The organism is Trinickia sp. Z7, from assembly GCF_056498045.1.
The window spans coordinates 195,930-211,050 of record NZ_JAUEQW010000008.1 but is presented as its reverse complement, the minus strand read 5'-3'; the positions used below and the strand labels follow the sequence as shown (position 1 = coordinate 211,050).

14 protein-coding genes are annotated in these 15,121 nt (G+C 63.3%); 12 read left to right on the top strand and 2 right to left on the bottom strand.

Annotated elements, in window-relative coordinates; translation table 11 throughout:
• Window positions 1-143 precede the first annotated feature (143 nt).
• The 6 genes from QQS38_RS16115 (at window position 144) to QQS38_RS16090 (ending at window position 5,274) form a co-directional block, all read left to right on the top strand.
• Window positions 144-1,610, top strand: a complete 1,467-nt coding sequence (locus QQS38_RS16115; RefSeq protein ID WP_479646369.1) for a sigma-54 interaction domain-containing protein — start codon at window positions 144-146, stop codon at window positions 1,608-1,610.
• Between the two features lie 191 nt (window positions 1,611-1,801).
• Complete coding sequence (locus QQS38_RS16110) at window positions 1,802-2,002, top strand: hypothetical protein (protein ID WP_479646425.1); 201 nt, start codon at window positions 1,802-1,804, stop codon at window positions 2,000-2,002.
• A gap of 182 nt (window positions 2,003-2,184) precedes the next feature.
• Window positions 2,185-2,475: an H-NS histone family protein gene (locus QQS38_RS16105; RefSeq protein WP_479646424.1), complete on the top strand. Its 291-nt coding sequence runs from the start codon at window positions 2,185-2,187 to the stop codon at window positions 2,473-2,475.
• 138 nt (window positions 2,476-2,613) lie between these two features.
• Window positions 2,614-3,891, top strand: a complete 1,278-nt coding sequence (locus QQS38_RS16100; RefSeq protein ID WP_479646368.1) for a NupC/NupG family nucleoside CNT transporter — start codon at window positions 2,614-2,616, stop codon at window positions 3,889-3,891.
• 31 nt (window positions 3,892-3,922) lie between these two features.
• Entirely contained in the window at window positions 3,923-4,312 is a 390-nt protein-coding gene (locus QQS38_RS16095; protein ID WP_479646423.1) for a cytidine deaminase, read from the top strand.
• Window positions 4,309-5,274, top strand: a complete 966-nt coding sequence (locus QQS38_RS16090; RefSeq protein WP_479646367.1) for a nucleoside hydrolase — start codon at window positions 4,309-4,311, stop codon at window positions 5,272-5,274. Before QQS38_RS16095 ends, QQS38_RS16090 begins: the two co-directional genes overlap by 4 nt.
• A 41-nt stretch (window positions 5,275-5,315) precedes the next feature.
• Here the strand turns inward: QQS38_RS16090 and QQS38_RS16085 are convergent, their stop codons facing one another.
• Together QQS38_RS16085 and QQS38_RS16080 are read right to left on the bottom strand one after the other, a co-directional pair.
• Entirely contained in the window at window positions 5,316-5,663 is a 348-nt protein-coding gene (locus QQS38_RS16085) for a cupin domain-containing protein (RefSeq protein WP_479646366.1), read from the bottom strand.
• 334 nt (window positions 5,664-5,997) lie between these two features.
• The gene (locus tag QQS38_RS16080; protein WP_479646365.1) at window positions 5,998-6,777 is read right to left on the bottom strand and encodes a CerR family C-terminal domain-containing protein; all 780 of its coding nucleotides are present in this window, start codon (window positions 6,775-6,777) and stop codon (window positions 5,998-6,000) included.
• Window positions 6,778-6,898: 121 nt separating this feature from the next.
• Between QQS38_RS16080 and QQS38_RS16075 the strand changes: the two genes are divergently transcribed.
• The 6 genes from QQS38_RS16075 to QQS38_RS16050 all read left to right on the top strand — a co-directional run bounded on the left by QQS38_RS16075 (window position 6,899) and on the right by QQS38_RS16050 (window position 15,039).
• Window positions 6,899-8,041: an HlyD family secretion protein gene (locus QQS38_RS16075; protein WP_479646364.1), complete on the top strand. Its 1,143-nt coding sequence runs from the start codon at window positions 6,899-6,901 to the stop codon at window positions 8,039-8,041.
• On the top strand, window positions 8,034-9,635 hold the full coding sequence (locus tag QQS38_RS16070; protein WP_479646363.1) for an MDR family MFS transporter: 1,602 nt from the start codon (window positions 8,034-8,036) through the stop codon (window positions 9,633-9,635). Before QQS38_RS16075 ends, QQS38_RS16070 begins: the two co-directional genes overlap by 8 nt.
• Before the next feature lie 23 nt (window positions 9,636-9,658).
• Window positions 9,659-11,119 (top strand): efflux transporter outer membrane subunit, encoded by a 1,461-nt coding sequence (locus QQS38_RS16065; RefSeq protein WP_479646362.1) that lies wholly within the window; start codon window positions 9,659-9,661, stop codon window positions 11,117-11,119.
• A gap of 563 nt (window positions 11,120-11,682) precedes the next feature.
• Complete coding sequence (locus QQS38_RS16060) at window positions 11,683-13,542, top strand: glycosyltransferase (protein ID WP_479646422.1); 1,860 nt, start codon at window positions 11,683-11,685, stop codon at window positions 13,540-13,542.
• 22 nt (window positions 13,543-13,564) lie between these two features.
• Window positions 13,565-14,458: a UTP--glucose-1-phosphate uridylyltransferase GalU gene (galU, locus tag QQS38_RS16055; RefSeq protein ID WP_479646361.1), complete on the top strand. Its 894-nt coding sequence runs from the start codon at window positions 13,565-13,567 to the stop codon at window positions 14,456-14,458.
• Window positions 14,459-14,586: 128 nt separating this feature from the next.
• Entirely contained in the window at window positions 14,587-15,039 is a 453-nt protein-coding gene (locus QQS38_RS16050) for a hypothetical protein (RefSeq protein WP_479646360.1), read from the top strand.
• The last annotated feature ends 82 nt before the right edge of the window (window positions 15,040-15,121 follow it).

The following is a 15,121-nucleotide window of genomic DNA, read 5'->3' as shown; positions in this document are numbered from 1 at the left end:
ATCGGGGATTTGGCGCTGTCTCTATTCTGAGATATGCTGTCTCCCTTTCGAGAATGGGGAGCGGCGGGATGCCGCGCCAACACGTGCAATGCTGCGTAGCCGCGACGGCGCACGAGCCGCGCACTGCGCCATTAGGACTTGGGATGATGACGGAGCTCATCGGCGTGCCCGCCGATTACAACGCGATCCTGCGCCGCGCCATGGATTCGCTGTTTCGCACCTTCGAAAACTTCAGCGAAGGCACGCTGATCGTCGATGCCGATGCGCGCATCGTTTGGATCAACGAGCGTTACGCCGCGCGGTTCGGCTTCGCCGACAGCCAACAGGCCATCGGCCTCGATTGCGAAACGGTCATCCCGAACAGCCTGATGCGCGAAGTCGTGCAAACGGGCAAGCCGATCCTGCTCGATGTGCTCGAGAACGGGCGCGAGCCGCTCGTCGTGACGCGCCTGCCGCTCAAGGACGAGGCCGGGGAGACGGTGGGTGCGGTCGGCTTTGCGCTGTTCGACGAAATGAAGTCGCTGACGCCGCTGTTCTCGCACTATTCGCGCGTGCAGGAAGAACTGATTGCGGCGCGTCAATCGCTCGCGCAGGCCAGGCGCGCTAAGTACACGCTGGCGAGCTTCGTCGGCACGAGCGCGGCCAGTCTCGAAGTCAAGCGCCAAGCGCGCCGTGCTTCGTACGTCGATTCGCCCGTGCTGCTGCTCGGCGAAACGGGCACGGGCAAGGAGTTGCTGGCCCATGCGATTCATGGCACATCGGTGCGCGCCCAAGGCCCGCTCGTCACCGTCAACGTGGCGGCTATTCCCGATACGCTGCTCGAAGTCGAATTCTTCGGGGCGGCGCCCGGCGCCTACACCGGCGTCGAACGGCGCGGTCGCGTGGGCAAGTTCGAGTTGGCCAACGGGGGCACGTTGTTTCTCGACGAGATCGGCGATATGCCTTTGCCGTTACAAGGCAAGTTGCTGCGCGTGTTGCAGGACCAGGAGTTCGAGCCGCTCGGCTCGAACCGTATCGTGCGCACCGACGTGCGCATCGTGGCGGCCACGTCGGCCGACCTGCCCGCGCTCGTCGCCGCGGGCCGCTTTCGCGCCGATTTGTTTTATCGGCTCAACGTCCTCACGATTCATGCGCCGCCGTTGCGGGCGCGCCGTTCGGACATCGAAGCGTTGGCCTACGCGATCTTGGAGGATCTTTCCACGCCGGGCCGAGGCGGACATGGCCGTCACTTCGAGCTGCAAGACGACGCACTGCGCCTGCTGGCGGCGCACGATTGGCCCGGCAATGTGCGCGAGCTGCGCAATACGCTCGAGCGCGCGGTCATGCTGTGCGACACGGAGCGGATCGACGCGCGCACGCTTGCGCCTTTCATCGGCGCGGCGTCGTTGCCACCGGCGGGATTCGCCGCGGCCGCGGACGGGCTCGATTGCGCGGGCGTACCGGCACGGCCAGTCGATTCCCATGCCCAAGCAATGGCCGATTTCGAACGGCGTTTCTTGAGCGATGCGCTGCGCGCGACTGGAGGCCGGGTGGCCGAAGCGGCGGCGCGGATCGGCATGGGACGCGCTACGCTTTATAAAAAGATCGCGGCGCTCGGGATTGCCATTTGAAGAACGCAGCGCGACGGGTCTCATAACGAGACATTTGCCCGATCGCATCGGCGTTATGCCATGGCATACTCCGGCCATTCGAAAAAGAACGTCAGGCCAAAGGAGTTCGTTCAATGCAATGCAAGTCTTGGTTTCAATTGCCCGCGGGGGCGTTGGTGCGCGCCGTGACTGCCGCGTCGCTGGGCGCGGTCATGCTGGCAGGGTGCGGCAGCAGCGCTCCGCTCTTCACGCGCGACGGGCGTCCCACGACGGCCGTCCAATGCTCGGCTTCCGGTCCTTGGGCGAACTGCACGGACCAAGCTCGCGGCATCTGCCAGAGCGATATCGATGTCATCGATCGATCGACCCAAGACGGCGTCAATAAGTTACTGTTTGCTTGCAAGGCCAAGTGACTTGCGGGCATTAGGCGTGGCAGTCTGCATCGCGCGGCGGCCGAAGATCGCCGAGGTCCATGGCTTGCTCTTGCCTTTTCCTATAGCGGCTTCGGCGATTGCACTTTTGCGCGAAAGAGTTGTCAGAACGCTGTGAGCGTCATCCAATCAATCAAGTCTTACCAACCAGGAGGCGAATGTCTATGCCAACTTACCGGCAGTTGACCGAGCAGCTTGCAAAAGTTCAAGCTCAAATGGAAGCCGCACGTGAAAAGGAGCTGGCCAGCGCCATCGAGCACATCAAGGCGCAGATCGCGGAATACGGCATTACGGCCGAAGAGCTTGGATTTGCGAGCAAGCGCACGGCGGCGCGCAAGACGGGCGGTTTGCCTCCGAAGTACCGCGACCCCAAGACCGGCAAGACGTGGACCGGGCGCGGCCGCGCCCCGGCGTGGCTCGGCAAGCGGCGTGAGAAGTTTCTGATCGAGCAATAAGCAGGCGTAAAGTAAGCGCGATTCGCACCCACCGGTGCGATCGAGCCGAGCGAAAAAGCGCGAAAGCGCTTTTCGTTCGGTTGCTGTTTGGTTTAGCATCGGCGCCAGTTCTCGAAAAACGTCGAATTCGAAATCGATATGGCTCCGATCGCCCGAAACCTGTTGGGAATGGCCGCGCTATTGGCCATCGCATTCGTATTCTCCAGCAACCGCCGCGCAATCCGACCACGCACGGTGGCGGCGGCGCTGCTCGCGCAAGTGGCAATCGGCGCATTCGTGCTATTCGTACCGTTCGGTAAGGTGGCGCTTGCCGATATGGCGGCCGGCGTCAATCACGTTCTGGACTACGGCAATGCCGGCATCGAGTTTCTATTCGGCGGCCTCGTGCAATCGAAAATGTTCGCGCTATTCGGCGATGGCGGATTCGTATTCGCCGTGCGCGTGTTGCCGGCCATCATTTTCGTGACCGCCTTGATTTCCGTGCTTTATTACATCGGCGTCATGCGCTGGATCGTGATTGCGCTCGGCACGGTGTTTCAAAAGCTGCTGGGCGTGTCGAAGCTCGAATCGTTCTCGGCCGTCACGACGATTTTTTTAGGGCAAAGCGAAATGCCGGCCGTCGTCAAACCATTTGCGCGCGATATGACGGGCGCGGAGTTGTTTGCGGTCATGTCGAGCGGGATGGCCGCCGTGGCCGGTTCGGTGCTGGCGGGCTACGCGGGCCTTGGCGTGCGCATCGAATATTTGCTGGCCGCCTCGTTCATGGCCGTCCCCGGCGGCCTCCTATTCGCGAAGATCCTGCATCCGACCACGGAGGCGACCCGCGTAAAACTCGACCAACTGAGTTTCGACGAGCGTCGTCCGGCCAACGTGATCGAGGCGGCCAGCTCCGGCGCCGCGGTGGGCCTGAAGATCGCGGTCATGGTGGGCGCGATGCTGATCGCGTTCGTCGGATTGATCGCACTCCTAAATGGTTTGGTGGGCGGCGTCGGCGCGTGGTTCGGGCACCCGCACGTTTCGATGCAATCGATTCTCGGCGTGGTGTTCGCGCCGCTCGCCTACTTGATCGGGGTGCCTTGGAACGAGTCGATGGTGGCGGGCAACTTCCTCGGTCAAAAGATCATCCTCAACGAATTCGTGGCCTACGCCTCGCTGTCGCCTTATCTGAAGGATGCGGCGAGCGTGGCCGCCGCAGGGCTCCCGGTGTTGACGCCGCGCACGCTCGCGATTTTGTCCTTCGCTTTGTGCGGTTTTGCGAATTTTGCCTCGATCGCCGTCTTGACGGGTGGTTTCAGCGCCGTTGCGCCGGAGCGCCGCTCTGAAGTCGCGCGTTACGGGCTGCGCGTCGTGCTGGCCGGAACGCTCTCGAATTTGATGAGCGCGACGATTGCGGGTATGTTTTTGACGTTACATTGAGCGTCGAGCCGATCGAATGAAAGGGGTCTCCATGACGTTGGAGCAGTTGCTCGAACGGGCACGCACTGCCCGCGAAAATGCGTATGCGCCGTACTCGAAGTTCAAGGTCGGCGCGGCGTTGTTGACGAAAGATGGGCGCGTTTTTGCCGGTTGCAATATCGAGAACGCGTCGTATGGCCTTTGCAATTGCGCGGAGCGCACGGCGTTTTTCAGCGCCGTCGCCGCCGGTTGCCGGCGCGACGAATTCGCAGCGCTCGCGGTGATCGGCGATACGGACGGACCGATTGCGCCGTGCGGCGCCTGCCGCCAAATCATCATCGAACTTGGCGGGCCGGACCTGAAGATTCGACTAGGCAACGTGCGCGGCGCTACACGGGACACGACCGCGGGCGAACAACTGCCCGATCCCTTCTATCTTTGAATATGCACAAAGTCATCTACGACACGGATCCCGGCGTCGACGACGCGATGGCGCTCGTATTTCAGGCGCTGCATCCGCAAATCGAACTGCTCGGCGTGACGAGTGTGTTCGGCAATTCGACGATCGAAATCACCACACGCAATGCGCTTTATTTGGCGCGGCGCTTCGCGCCCGGCACGCCCGTGGCGCGCGGTGCGGCCGCGCCTTTGCGGCGTGCGGCGCCTGCGCCCATCGATTGGATTCATGGCAGTGACGGCCTGGGCAATACCGGGCTAAGCGCGACTGATCGAAGCCCGCTCGATCCTCGTCCTGCGCATCGCTTCATCATCGATACCGTGCGAGCGTTGCCGCACCAAGTGACGCTTCTGGCGGTAGGGCCGCTGACCAATCTCGCGCTCGCGCTAGGCGAAGCCCCCGAGATCGCTTCGCTCGTCAAGCAGGTGGTGGTGATGGGCGGGGCGTTCGGCACCAACGGCATCAACGGCAATGTATCGCCGGCCGCCGAAGCGAACATGCTGGGCGACCCCGATGCGGCCGATATCGTCTTCGGCGCGCAGTGGCCCGTCGCGATCGTTGGCCTCGACGTGACCGAGCGCACCATCATGACGACGGACTATCTGGCGCGGCTGCGCGACGAAGCGGGCGAGGCGGGACGTTTCGTGTGGGACGTTTCTCGGCACTACGAAGCATTCCATCTGTCGAGTGCCGGCCTTGCCGGCACCTATGTGCACGACTCGTCGGCCGTCGCGTATCTGCTTGCGCCGCAACTGTACACAACGAGAAAGGGGCCGGTGCGCGTGCTGACCGAAGGCATCGCTGCCGGGCATACGCTGCAAAAGCCGCCGGCGTTCGCTGCGCCAGCGCCCGATTGGGATGGCCGTCCCGCCTGCGACGTGTGCGTGGAGGTGGACGCGGCGCAGATGCTCGCGCTGTATGCGCGCACGCTGGCCGGCAAGGTTTGAGTGCGATCGGCTGTGGGGGCCGTCGAGCCGCTTTGCCTGGGTTAAGTCGTTGCGGCCGGCTGCTCGGGGCCGAAGAAAACGACCCACGTGCGGAAATCGGGGGTGAACTGTTCGAACCGATGCTCGACATGAGCGGGAACGAACAACAGGTCGCCGCTTTGAAACTCGGTGCGCTGCCCCGCGCGCGTGAAGACGCCCGACCCCGATGCAACGATGTACAACTCGTCACGTGTATGCGGCGATTGCGTGTCGACTTCGCGCGGGGCGAATAGCTCGACCGACACGTCGGCACGCTGGAACAACACCACGAACGGTTGCGGCAAGCCGGATAGCGCATGCGCGGCATCGGTTTGCGCGATACGCAGCACGTCGTCAGGGATGGGGTTCATGGCAACTCCTGGCGGAGGAAGGAAGGGCGTTCGCGGACATTCTGGCCTGCGCGCCGTGCACCGACCATGTACAGTCACACGATATCCCATCGCGCCAGTCGCGTGTGCGGCGCACGACCGGCGATCACGAGCGCGACACCCCCACGAACGCTCGCGGCGTGTCGTTGCTCGCGGCGCGATTCGCCGCTCCCGAAAACCCTCACCTCAACCAGTGCATCGCGCGCGCTTGTGCCGCTATCCAGAAGGCTTGCGGGGCGGGCGATCGGGGGTGTCCCGAAAACACTCACCTTTCGAAGGGAGCGCTGCCGAAAAGCCTCGCCACCGGACCCTTGGCTCACCGCTTGTTGCCGCGCTGGCCCGACGTCTTCTCCTTGACCTTGGCGCGGGTCGTTTTACGTAGCTGCGGGCGCGCCTCGCGTTCGACGGCCCACAAGTGCAACAGAGCACGCGTGTTGGCAAAGATCGTTTGTTTGACGAGTTCGATTTTCTCGGCGTCGATCTTTGACCACCCAAGCAGCGTCATCACGCTGCGCGGCGCCATGTGGAACGACATGAATTGTCCATGTAGCGCGAGCAAACGAAGGATGGTGAGCGGATCCTCGGGAGCGGTGCCGCAGATCTTCGCGACGAGGGCCGTCGCTACGTTGTTGAGCGGCCCACGCACGCGGCTCTGAAAAATCTCGGTGGCGATGGGAGGCTCTTGCCCGCCTTGCTCGCGCACGAAGAATAGTTTCAAGGTGGGTGCGGACGGTGTCGTGAGCGCCTTGTCGATCATCACGTTTTGGATGCCGACGAACGCTTCGATCAATTCAGCCACGTTCTCGGTCGAGCGCAGCGTGTCCGACGCGCGGCGCACGGCGGGCTCGAACACGCCCCACACCTCGGCGGCAAGATGTTCGGCGCAGGCCCGATAAACGCCTTCCTTGTTCTCGAAGTAGTACTGCAGCGCCGGCGCATTCACGCCCGCGCGCGCGGCAATCTCGCGCGTGGAGGCCGCGACGAACCCATGCTCGCCGAATAGCTCGATCGCTGCATGGATGATGCGAAGGCGCGTTTCCTCTCCGCGTGCGTAGCCGCTTTCCGTCGAACGGCGAGGGCGCTTCGTTTCGCTCATGGTTTGCTAGTCAATCTTTTCAAACGACTGCGGATAGTACACCTGTCCAAAATATATCACTTGACACAAATTTTCCAACTGGAATAATTGTGCCCGCATCGCCTCATAGGATTTCTCGAACATGTCCACGACTACCGACGCGCCGCCTCGTGGCCGCACGCAGCAAGAGACCGGCGCCAATGGCCCGCGGCGTGCGCGCAGCCGCCCTTGGCTCATTGGTTTGCTGATCGTCGCGCTGGTCGCGGGTTCGGTTTGGTTTGCCCATTGGTGGACGGTCGATCGCTTCATCGAAAGCACCGACGACGCCTATCTGAAAGCCGACAACGTGACCGTCGCGCCGAAAATCAGCGGCTACGTCACCCAAGTATTCGTGCGCGACAACGAGACCGTTGCCGCGGGCGCCCCGCTCGTGCGCCTCGATACACGGCAGTACGAAGCCTCGCTCGCGCAAGCGCAGGCCACGGTCGCCGCCCGCGAAGCGGACCTGGCGCGAGCCCAAGCCGATCTGAAGCAGCAGCAAGCGGCGGTCGCGCAGGCGCAAGCGCAGGAAGAAGTGGCGCGCGTCGCGGTGCGCCACGCGCAAGACGACGTAGCCCGCTATGCGCCGCTGGCGGCCACGGGGGCCGAGACCGGCGAACGGCTGGCGAGCCTCGTCAGCACACGCGATCAAGCACGCGCAACGCTCGCGGCCAATGCCGCCGCGGTGCGCTCGGCGCAGACGCAAATCGATGCGACCACCGCCCAAATCGCGCAGGCCCGTGCGCAGGTGGAAGCGGCTCGCGCGAGCTTGCGGCAGGCTCAACTCGACGTGAACGACACCACGCTGTATAGCTCGATGGCGGGCCGCATTGGCGATCGATCCGTGCGCGTGGGGCAATACGTGCAGCCCGGTACGCGTTTGCTGACGGTCGTGCCGGTGCAAAGCCTGTATCTCGAAGCGAACTTCAAGGAAACGCAAATCGGCCGCATGCGCCCGGGGCAGCCGGCCACGCTGCACGTCGATGCATTGCGCGGCGTCGATTTGCACGGCGTCGTCGATAGTTTCGCGCCCGGAACCGGTGCGCAGTTCGCGTTGCTGCCGCCGGAGAACGCCACCGGCAACTTCACGAAAATCGTCCAACGCGTGCCGGTGCGCATTCGCGTCCAAGCCGATGCGCAAACGCGTAACGTACTGCTGCCGGGCTTGTCGGTGACGGTCGATATCGACACGCGCGGCGCCGCGCCGGACGATCGACGCCCCGCAGCCGATAGCAACCATGGCTGAGACGACCTTGCCGGCGGGCGCCGCTGGCACGCCCGGCCATCCGGAGCGCGCCGGCGCGGTGGATTGGATCGCCGTGGCGGCGGGCTCGCTCGGGGCATTAATGGCGACGCTCGATATTTCGATCACGAATTCGGCGCTACCCCAAATCCAGGGCTCGGTAGGTGCGACCGGCACCGAAGGCACGTGGATTTCGACGGGCTACCTGATGTCCGAGATCGTCATGATTCCGCTCGCGGCATGGCTCACGCGCGTGTTCGGGCTACGCAATTTCTTGCTGACCAATGCCGCTTTGTTCATGTTGTTTTCGATCATGTGCGGCGCGTCGCATTCGCTCGAGTGGATGATCATCGGCCGTGTGGGCCAAGGCTTCACCGGCGGTGCGATGATTCCGACGGCACAGACGATCATCCGCACGCGGTTGCCGCGCACGCAGCTTGCCGTCGGAATGACGATCTTCGGCCTGATCGTGCTGCTCGGGCCGTTGCTCGGCCCCGTGCTCGGCGGCTGGCTAGCCGAAAATGTGTCGTGGAAGTGGTGCTTCTTCATCAACTTGCCGGTCTGCATTGCGTTGCTCGCGTTGCTGATCGCCGGGTTGCCCGCCGATCCGCCGCATTGGCATGAGTTCATCAATGCCGATTGGATCGGTATCGTCGGTCTGTCGATCGGGCTCAGTTCACTGACGCTCGTGCTCGAGGAAGGACAGCGGCACCAATGGTTCGAGTCGAGCGAAATCGTCAGCTTCGCGGTCATTGCCGCGCTCGGCTTCATCTTGATCGGCGTTTCCCAATTCGTCGCGCGCAAGCCCATCATGCGGCTTTCGCTGTTGCGCAACGCGCGGTACGCGAGCGTGATCGTCATCGTGTTCGCCGTGGGTGCGGGCTTGTACGGCGTTTCTTATCTCGTGCCGCAGTTTTTGAGCTTGATCTCGGGCTATAACGCCGAGCAATCGGGCGACATCATGCTGCTCTCGGGCTTGCCCGCATTCCTGATGATGCCGATCCTGCCGCGCCTGCTCGGCAAGGTCGACTTTCGTTTGCTGGTCATCGGCGGGCTCGTTTGCTTCGGAGTCAGTTGTCTGCTCGATACGAGCTTGACCGCGCAAAGCGCGGGCCATGACTTCATTTGGTCGCAACTGCTGCGCGGGGCCGGTCAAATGCTGGCGATGATGCCGCTCAATCAGGCGTCGATGGCGGCCGTGTCGCGCGAAGATTCGGGCGACGCCGCAGGGCTCTACAACATGGCGCGCAATCTGGGCGGCTCCGTCGGACTTGCCGTCATCGGGGTCGTCATCGATCGCCGCAATGCCTTTCACGTCGCCGCGTTGCGTGAATCGGTGACGGGCAATTCGTTGATCGGTCAAGAGCGGATTGCCGCCAGTGCCGCCGGCTGGCTCGCGCGAACGGGCGATGCCGCCTATGCGAAGCTGCAGGCGCTGGGGCAGTTGGCCGCGCAAATTCAGCAGCAAGCGGCGGTGATCACGTACGCCGAAACGTTTTATTTGCTTGCCATCGCGCTACTCGCCTGCATTCCGCTCGCGCTACTGCTCAAAACGCCGGCTGCTCAGCCGGGCCGCCCGCCTTCGGCAGGGCACTGACTTTTTTGAATTCGATCATGTCGATGCCTCGTTCCCTCCGATATGTAGCGGTATGGTGCGTCCACGCCGCGCTATGCGGGTTGGCCGCTTGCACGGTAGGCCCCGATTACCGCGGTGCGCCGTCAGTCGCAGCCGATGCGTTGAAGGCGCCGACATTCGTGCGGGCGCCGTCCACGGGTGTCGTCGCCACGGCGCCGAGCGCCAGCGCCTGGTGGCGCACGCTGGGCGATCCGCAATTGGACGCGCTCGTCGAAGCGGCGCTGGCGCATAGTCCGGACGTGCGCGCGGCGCAGGCGCGTTTGCGCGAGGCGCGGGCGCAGCTCGTGGGGCAACGTGCCCAGGAACTGCCGAAGGCGTCGGCGGACGTGGCCGCGGTGAGAATGCGCAGCCCCGATCTGTCGAAGCTATCGTCGGGTAGCAACGGCGGCAGCGGCGCGGGGCGCGGCCCGCTGCAGCTGTATACGGCAGGCCTGGATGCGTCGTGGGAGATCGATCTGTTCGGCGGTACCCGCCGCTCGATCGAGGCGGCGTCGGCGCAGGCCGACGCGATCGAAGCGGACCTCGCCGATACGCAGGTGTCGCTTGCGGCCGAGGTGGCGCAGGCCTATGTCGATCTGCGCGACGAGCAGCAGCGGCTCATCCTTGCACGGCAGTCGGCCGACCTGCAGCAGCGCATGCTCGCATTGACGCAAGCGCGCCGAGCACACGGCACCGCGGCCGAGGTGGACGTCGAACGTCTGTCCGGGCAGGTCCAAACGACCCGCGCCGCGCTCGTTCCGCTCGACGAGCAGATTGCCGAATCGCTCGATCGGCTGGCCGTCTTGACGGGGCGTACCCCCGGCGCGCTCGATGCGGATCTGTCCGCGGCCGCACCGTTGCCGGCATTGCCGGCGAAGGTCGAGGTAGGCGAACCGGGCGCACTGCTGCGGCAGCGCCCCGATATCCGTGCCGCCGAGCGCCGGCTCGCGGCGAGCAACGCGCAGATCGGGGAACATGTGGCCGATTATTTTCCCAAAGTGTCGTTGCTCGGCGATTTGGGCTTCACGGCAGCCGATCCCGGCCATTTGTTTAGGAAAACTAACTTTTCTTGGCTCGGTGTGCCCTATTTGCAATGGAACGTGCTCGATTTCGGGCGCACGGCGGCCGACGTGCGTTCTGCCGAAGCATCGCGAGACGAGGCCGGCGCGCGCTATGAACATGCCGTGCTGGCCGCGCTTCAGGACGCGAATTCGGCCTTGTCGCGTTACGGGCACCAGCGCGAACACGTGGTGAGGCTCGAGCAAGTCGACGCCTCGGCGCAGCACGCATCGGCGTTGATGCGGCAACGCTACGCGGCCGGCGTCGCGACGGCAATCGATCTGCTCGATACCGAGCGCACCCAGTTTTCGGCGCAGCAGGATGTGATTGCCGGCCGCGCTGAATTGCTCAAGGATTTCGTGCTCCTGCAAAAGAGTCTCGGCCTCGGATGGCAAGTGCCGGGCTAAGGGCGACGGCAAGCACGACGGCAAGCGAGCTAGCGGCGCTTTGCCCTGTCAAAGCCTACGACAATGCGCACTGCAGGTTTTACAATGCGTGCAATTTCGAAACGGCGTCGAGTGCTGCCATGCTTCGCACGAACTTCGGTACGGCGCCGGATGTCGCGGCCCCAAGTGCGGTCGTCGACGCACGGGCAAATTCACGGCACGGGTCCCAGGGTGCAATAAACGGCATACTTTCATGCGATGCTGACGACTGACCAAACCCCGATTACTAGATGATCGCAATACGACATAGAAGCCGTCGTTTTTGCCGATCGGCAAGTGCATCGCCACTATTTGCCGGTGTTTTCCGGCAATGTTGCGAATAACGGTGGCATCTTAGGCGCCATGCTCATCTGCTAGCGCAAAAAAATCGATCAAAAATCTCCGTGTTGGCATCGCGCAACCGCTTGTCATGGCTGTCGCGCCACGCTGCAAGCCGCAGCGCATTTTTTTGAAATATTTTGAGGGTTTACGCGAAATAGTTTGTTCGTAGGCTAGGGCGCCTAGAGGAGAAGCGCATGAGCCATATGAGCCACGACACTTTCGCCGATTCGCCCGCAACGTTCGAGGACGGCGCCTATCGCACCGACTCGAGGATGCCGATCGATCGCACGCCGCGCGTCGCGATCGTCCACGATTGGCTCGTTACGTACGCGGGCGCCGAACGCGTGCTCGAACAGATGATCGCCTGTTTTCCGCAGGCGGACATCTTCAGCCTCGTCGATTTCGTCGAGGACCGTAAGTTCTTGCAAGGAAAGCGCGCCACGACTTCTTTCATCCAAAGACTGCCGTTTGCGAGAAAGAAATACCGCGCTTACTTGCCGTTGATGCCGCTCGCGATCGAACAACTCGATCTGAGTGCATACGACCTCGTTATCTCGAGCAGCCATGCCGTCGCCAAAGGGGTGTTGACGGGTCCCGATCAGGTGCATATCAGTTACGTGCATTCGCCCATTCGCTACGCGTGGGATTTGCAGCATCAGTACTTGGCGCAATCGAATTTGACGCGGGGTCTGCGCTCGATCATGGCCCGCGTGATCCTGCATTACATTCGCAACTGGGATTGCCGCACCGCCAACTCGGTCGATCATTTCGTCGCCAATTCGCAGTTCATCGCGCGCCGAATCAAGAAGGTCTATCAGCGCCGGGCCGATGTCATTTTTCCGCCCGTGGACGTGCAGTCCTTCGTCGTCGGCGAGCAGAAGGAAGACTTTTACCTGACCGCTTCGCGCATGGTGCCTTATAAGAAGATCGACCTCATCGTCGAGGCTTTTTCGCGCATGCCGGGCAAGCGGCTCGTCGTCATTGGCGATGGACCCGAAATGAAGTCGATCCGCGCGAAGGCGGGACCGAACGTCGAGATCCTCGGCTACCAACCGTTTGCCGTTTTGCATGACCATATGCGCCGCGCGAAAGCATTCGTGTTCGCAGCGGAAGAAGACTTCGGCATTGCACCGGTGGAGGCGCAAGCGTGCGGCACCCCGGTGATTGCATTCGGAAAGGGCGGCGTGCTGGAGACGGTGCGCGAACTGGGTCAACCGCACCCGACCGGGATCTTCTTTCGCGAGCAAACGGTGCCGGCGGTGGTCGCCGCGGTGCGCGAATTCGAGGCGCATGCCGGCCGCTTCGCGGCGCGCGATTGCCGCACGAACGCCGAGCGCTTTTCGATCGCGACGTTCCGCGAGCGGTTCATGGGCTACGTCGAGGACGTCATGCCCGGTGCGACGACTCAGCGAGGCGGCAAGGGGATGCACGGCAAGGACGACGCGAGCGGCGGGCCGCAAAGAAGGCCCGTGCGCGTGCTGGCCCTGGACCAAAGCGGTGGACTCGACAAGGCAGAGGTTTCCTTGTTGAGCGTGGCGAGTCGTCTGAAGGATTCGCTCGAAGTCGTGCTGTTCGACGACGGCCCGTTTCGGCTCGCGCTCGAAGAAGCCGGGGTTGCGGTCGACGTGCTGGACGCGCCCGTGCTCAGAGGAATGACGAACGCACGGCGTCTGCCTAGATCGCAAACGTTGCGAGGCATGGTGTCGATCGTGCGCGAAACGGTTCGACGGGCGCGGCACGTCGATGTGATTTATGCCAATACGCCCCGTGCGATGGTGGTGGGCGCACTAGCGGGCATGCTCGCGCGGCGTCCCGTGGTATGGCACTTGCGTAATGGCACCGCAGCCTATCCGCTGGGACGCGTGCAGCGCGCGGCGTTCAAGTGGTGCGCCCGGATCGCACTGGCACGCGCGATTGCCGATAGCGCTGCCTCGAAAGATGCGTTCGAAGCTTTTCTCAAAGCGTCGCGGTTGCGTATCGATATCGTCGACGAAGCATCGTCGGCGCCGAGGATGGCCGATGCGGCCGTCTCGGCAATACTCGGTGAAGCCGCGGTGCGATAGCAATTTCGCAAGGAAACGAACGATGTTCAAAGTCACCAAAGCAGTGTTTCCAGTGGCGGGACTAGGCACCCGGTTTCTCCCGGCGACGAAGGCGAGCCCGAAGGAAATGCTGCCGGTCGTCGACAAGCCCTTGATCCAGTACGCGGTGGAAGAGGCGATCGCGGCGGGCATTACGGAACTCATCTTCGTGACCGGCCGCAGCAAGCGAGCGATCGAGGATCACTTCGACACCTCCTACGAGATCGAGGCGGAACTCGAGGCGCGCGGCAAGGAGAAGCTGCTGGAACTCGTGCGCGGCATCAAGCCGAGCCATGTCGATTGCTTTTACGTACGGCAGCCGGCCGCGCGCGGGCTCGGTCATGCGGTGCTGTGCGCCGAGAAGCTGGTGTCGGGCAGCCCCTTCGCCGTGATTCTCGCCGACGATTTACTGCACGGCGCCGAGCCCGTGATGAAGCAGATGATCGATGTCTTCAACCACTATCACAGCACGATCGTCGGTGTGGAAACCATCGCGCGGGAGGATAGCCGCTCGTACGGGATCGTCGAGGGCCGCGAGTGGGAAGAAGATATCTTCAAGCTCTCGGGCATCGTCGAAAAGCCCGCGCCCGAGGCCGCGCCCTCCAATTTGGGCGTAGTGGGCCGGTATGTTCTGATGCCGAGCATCTTCGATCACCTACGGCGGCTCGAACCCACCGTGCTCGGCGAGCTGCAATTGACCGACGCCCTGCACTCGCTGCTGGCCGAAGAGCAGGTGCTCGCCTACCGTTACTTCGGCCGCCGCTTCGATTGCGGCAGCAAGCTCGGGTACTTGAAAGCGACCGTCGAGTTCGCGATGCGCCACCCTGAAATCGGCGCATCGTTCGAAACCTATCTGCGCGATTACGTCGGCCACCTAGTGGCTTCCTCTCCGTCCTAACGGAAAGCGCAAGGCGGCTCGATCGCGCCGCCTTCCCGCCCATTCCTCTCTTCGCTGCTTCTTTTGCGCGCCCCGCCGCCAGCCGGGCGCGCATTCGTCGTCGTGCCTGCGCGTTTCATCTGTCGGACATGATTCGTTTCTATGCTGATCGGCTAATCGAGCGCGCTGGGCACACACATCTGTGGGTATTCGATGCGGGCGGACGCGAGCAGACTCACGAATCGGAGAGGGCAGTGGCGATCATGGAGCGGCAGCCGCCGGGCATACATACCCCGTGGAGCAAACGTTTGTTTCCGGGCCGATTCCTCGCAATGCAGGGCCGTGCCGTATCGCGTTCAGTGCTGACCGGGGCGGCGCTTTTCGTGCTCGCCGCACTCGCGGCGGGATGCAGCGGCGATGACGAACGCGCCGTCCAGGCACCCGCGGCCAATGCGGCGCCGATGCTGCCCGGCACGAGAAGCGCGAGCGCTTCGCAGGCCGATGCGAATCCGGGCGCGCAACGATTCGACACTGCGGGCGCGGTGACCGATGGCGAGGCGCGCAAACCGTTGCTGCCGCCTGTCATGCATACGGCCGATTGAGCGGCCCATGGAGCGGCTTGTCGAGCGGCTGTCGAGCCGCCCAGAGCCGTTCGTTTGTCCGTCGATTCGGTGGCCGGCCCGC